This is a genomic window from Intestinibacillus massiliensis, from assembly GCF_900155735.1.
GTDB classification, from domain to species: Bacteria; Bacillota; Clostridia; order Oscillospirales; family Butyricicoccaceae; genus Intestinibacillus; species Intestinibacillus massiliensis.
The window spans coordinates 3,820-7,043 of record NZ_LT707048.1 but is presented as its reverse complement, the minus strand read 5'-3'; the positions used below and the strand labels follow the sequence as shown (position 1 = coordinate 7,043).

Genomic DNA, 3,224 nt, shown 5'->3' with positions numbered 1-3,224 from the left:
CTCGCCGGGCTGACGGAAGGGCGCGGCGCGGACGCGGTGATCGAGGCCGCGGGCGGGGACGGCACCTTTGAGGCCGCCTGGCGGCTGGCGCGGCCGAATGCGACCGTGGCCGTCGTGGCGCTCTACGGGCGGGCGCAGACGCTGCCGCTGCCGGACATGTACGGCAAAAACCTGACCTTCAAGACCGGCGGGGTGGACGCGGCGCACTGCGGCGACATCCTGCGCCTGATCGCGGAAGGGAAGCTCGACGCCACGCCGCTGCTGACGCACACCTTCCCGCTTGCGCAGGCCATGGAGGCCTACCGCCTGTTCGAGGGCAAGCGGGACGGCGTGATCAAGGTCGCGCTGCGGCCGTAAAACAAGGAAGCGCTTGCCGCACAGGGTGCGGCAAGCGCTTTTTTTGCCTGTTTGCAGGGCGGGGGCAAAAACAGGGCGGCGGGGCTAGATCGCCTCCTGCGCGAAGGTCGCGCCGCAGGCGTCCGTGTAATATTGGCACGCCCGGGACAGCAGCTCCTCCGACACGCCGAAATGGTCGGCCAGCTCCCAGGGCGCGGTCAGCCCGCCGCGGATCGCCTGCCGCAATTCGCCGAGCGGCACCAGCTTGCGGTACTGCCACTTCCGCGCGCGGTACTCGATGCGCCCGCGCGTGTTCATGGGCGTGAGGATGCTGTAAAAGCCCGCGTATTCGCAGTGGCCAAGCTCGTGCGCCAAGTGTTCAAGCTCCGCGGCCCCGGCGTCCGCCGGGTCGAGGGCGATGTAGCAGGTGCCGTCCAGCTCGACCGAGAGCGCGCCGGATTCCTGCAGCTTTGTGAAAATAACCTGATGCCCTTTTTGTTTTGCATAGTCAAAAAGTTCATTTCTGGTCAAGCTTATCACGTTCCTTTATGAATTGTACGAATTTTTTAACCTCTTCGAACTGCGCGTCGGTAATCACCCCGTCGCCGCCGGACAGCGCAAACTTAATATCCTCGTCGCTGACGCCCGCCGGGAGACCGGCGGGCGTCCCCTTTTGCCCGCCGCCGAGCAGGAAGTCCGCCGTGACGCCGAAATAGTCCGCGAGCTTGGCCACCGTCGCCCCGTTCGGCGTCGCGCCCTTCTTCCATTTGGCCACCGACGTCCTGCTGATCCCGCAATCGACGCACGCCTTGTTGGGCGTGATCCCGTTTTTGCTGCATAAGCCGTAAAAAGTGTCATAAAACACGATTTGTACCCTCCGCTTTCTATGCAGGGCGGCGGCGATCAAAAAAGTTATCACAACCCCTTGACTGCTCACCATAGTTATCGTATAATAAGAACATAAGATAACTTAGGTGAACAAAGCCGCATCTGCTTTGTTTGACATGTCAATCGTAACACGGAAGATAACCTAAGTCAACAAAACGGGACGAAAGGGGATTACTTTTGTATGCCTGCACAATGGACGGCGGAAGTGGTTGGACAAATGCACCTCAGCGGGATCACGGCGAAACGGCTGGCCGCGGAGATCGGCTGGCACGAAAAATACCTGAGCGCGGTGCTGAACGGGCACCGGGAGCCGGGCGGCGCGGAGGTGGCCTGCCGGGAAGCGCTGCGCCGCCTGGCTCCCTTACATGATTATCATAACACACCGGCTGTACCATAATCCGGACTTGTAAGCGCGGGATGGGAAAAGTTTGCAGCGGGCGGCGCGGCGGGTGCTAGGGCGCGGGGCGCGCACATAAGGATAGCATGGATTTGCCGGCGCGGCTGATGCACACCATAATACACACGGTTTGGGAGGGTTGTCAAGTGACAGAACGGAATGGATGCCCGGAGCGGGCGCTCGAGCCGCCGGAGGCGGCCTACCAGCGGCGGGCCAACCGGCTTGCCTATATGCGGGATGACCGCGACGATTTTGCGGCGTGGATGGCCGGGCGTATGGACTTTTTCGGCGAGGCGCTGCGGGGCACGCTGCACGAAATGGACGCGAGGATCGAGGAGGAACAGGCCTACCTCGCCTACTTAAGGCGCAAAAAATAAGGGAAAGCGGGAACCGGGGCGGCGCAGGCCGCCCCCGGTACATACGGGCAGGTGAGTGATGGAAAAAAAGAGCATCCTCCTGTATCTGGACTATAAGGAACACCTCACGCTGCTGCCGGACGCGGAGCGGGGGCGGCTGCTGCTCGCGCTGTTCGATTACGCGGAAACCGGCGCGGAACCGGCGGTGGAGGGGATGGCGAAGATGGCGTTTTCCTTCATCCGGGCGCAGATGGACAGGGACGCGCAGAAATACAGCGCGCGCTGCGAGCAGAACCGCGCCAACGGGGCGAAGGGGGGGCGCCCGCGCAAGGCTGGCCCCCCGGCGGGCCCTTTGGAAACCGGACGGTTTCCCGAAGAACCCGGGGAACCCGATACGGAGGAAGAAACAGAGCAGGATCAGGAAACAGAAGAGGAAACGGATCAGGATACGGATCAAGGGACGGGAAGCACGGCGGTGTTTTACCTGCCCTTGCTGGACAAGTCCCGGTACCGTATCACGGAGGGCATGGTGCGGGAATGGGGGGCGCTGTACCCCGCCGTGGATATCATGCAGGATTTGCGCGGCATGAAGGGCTGGCTGGACGCGAACCCGGGGAAACGGAAAACCAGGCGCGGGATTTTGCGGTTCATTACGGGCTGGCTGGCGCGCACGCAGGACAGGGGCGGCAACCGGCGGCAGGGCACGGGCAACGTGTTCGCCGACCTTGTGCTCGAGATGGAGGGGGACGAGTTTTGACAGGGAAACAGGTTTTGCAGCTCATGGCGATCATCCGGGAGTTTTACCCGGCCTATTACCGGGACAAGTCCCCGGAGGGGGCGCAGATTTCCGCGCGGCTGTGGAAGGAGCTGTTCGCGGAGGACGACGGCGACCAGGTGCTGGCCGCGGTCAAGGCGTTTATCGCGACGGACACCAAGGGCTTCCCGCCGTCGGCCGGGCAGGTCAAGGCGCGGCTGGCGCAGCTCAATGCGCCGGATATGCCGGACGAGGCGCAGGCCTGGGCGCTGGTCTCCCGCGCCATCCAGCGGGGCAGCTACCACGCGGCCGAGGCATTTGAAAAGCTGCCGCCCGTGGTGCAGAAGGTGGTCGGCTCGCCGTCCATGCTGCGCACCTGGGCGGCCACGGACGCGGACACGCTGCAAACCGTCGTCGCGTCGAACTTCATGCGCGCATACCGGGGGCGGGCGCGGGCCGCGATGGAGCGGCTGGCGCTGCCCGCGGACGTGCG

Annotated in this window: 7 protein-coding genes; 5 read left to right on the top strand and 2 right to left on the bottom strand. The window is 63.8% G+C overall.

Annotated features, from left to right (window positions below; all coding sequences use genetic code 11):
- Positions 1 to 357, top strand: a 357-nt coding sequence (locus CZ203_RS01250) for a zinc-binding dehydrogenase (RefSeq protein ID WP_143436065.1), incomplete at its 5' end; no start/stop codon positions are given.
- Between the two features lie 84 nt (positions 358 to 441).
- On the opposite strand, the gene CZ203_RS01245 is transcribed toward CZ203_RS01250, so the two are convergent.
- Together CZ203_RS01245 and CZ203_RS01240 are read right to left on the bottom strand one after the other, a co-directional pair.
- Positions 442 to 867, bottom strand: a complete 426-nt coding sequence (locus CZ203_RS01245; RefSeq protein WP_087064277.1) for an ImmA/IrrE family metallo-endopeptidase — start codon at positions 865 to 867, stop codon at positions 442 to 444.
- Entirely contained in the window at positions 854 to 1,201 is a 348-nt protein-coding gene (locus CZ203_RS01240) for a helix-turn-helix domain-containing protein (RefSeq protein ID WP_159456299.1), read from the bottom strand. Before CZ203_RS01240 ends, CZ203_RS01245 begins: the two co-directional genes overlap by 14 nt.
- Positions 1,202 to 1,405: 204 nt before the next feature.
- On the opposite strand from CZ203_RS01240, the gene CZ203_RS01235 reads away from it, so the two are divergent.
- The 4 genes from CZ203_RS01235 to CZ203_RS01220 form a co-directional block, all read left to right on the top strand.
- A complete protein-coding gene (locus CZ203_RS01235; RefSeq protein ID WP_143436060.1) occupies positions 1,406 to 1,621 on the top strand; it encodes a helix-turn-helix domain-containing protein in 216 nt (71 codons plus the stop codon).
- Positions 1,622 to 1,767: 146 nt separating this feature from the next.
- Entirely contained in the window at positions 1,768 to 1,998 is a 231-nt protein-coding gene (locus CZ203_RS01230; protein ID WP_087064274.1) for a hypothetical protein, read from the top strand.
- 58 nt (positions 1,999 to 2,056) lie between these two features.
- Positions 2,057 to 2,734 carry a DUF6291 domain-containing protein gene (locus tag CZ203_RS01225; protein WP_087064273.1) on the top strand — a complete coding sequence of 226 codons (678 nt, stop codon included), beginning with the start codon at positions 2,057 to 2,059 and terminating at the stop codon, positions 2,732 to 2,734.
- The coding region (locus CZ203_RS01220; protein ID WP_159456298.1) for a replicative helicase loader/inhibitor at positions 2,731 to 3,224 on the top strand (494 nt) is incomplete at its 3' end. The genes CZ203_RS01225 and CZ203_RS01220, both read left to right, overlap by 4 nt.

Bases quoted from the DNA above. Each gene is read 5' to 3' on its own strand.
- CZ203_RS01225 (WP_087064273.1), top strand. From the start codon at position 2,057: ATGGAAAAAAAGAGCATCCTCCTGTATCTGGACTATAAGGAACACCTC.
- CZ203_RS01235 (WP_143436060.1), top strand. From the start codon at position 1,406: ATGCCTGCACAATGGACGGCGGAAGTGGTTGGACAAATGCACCTCAGC.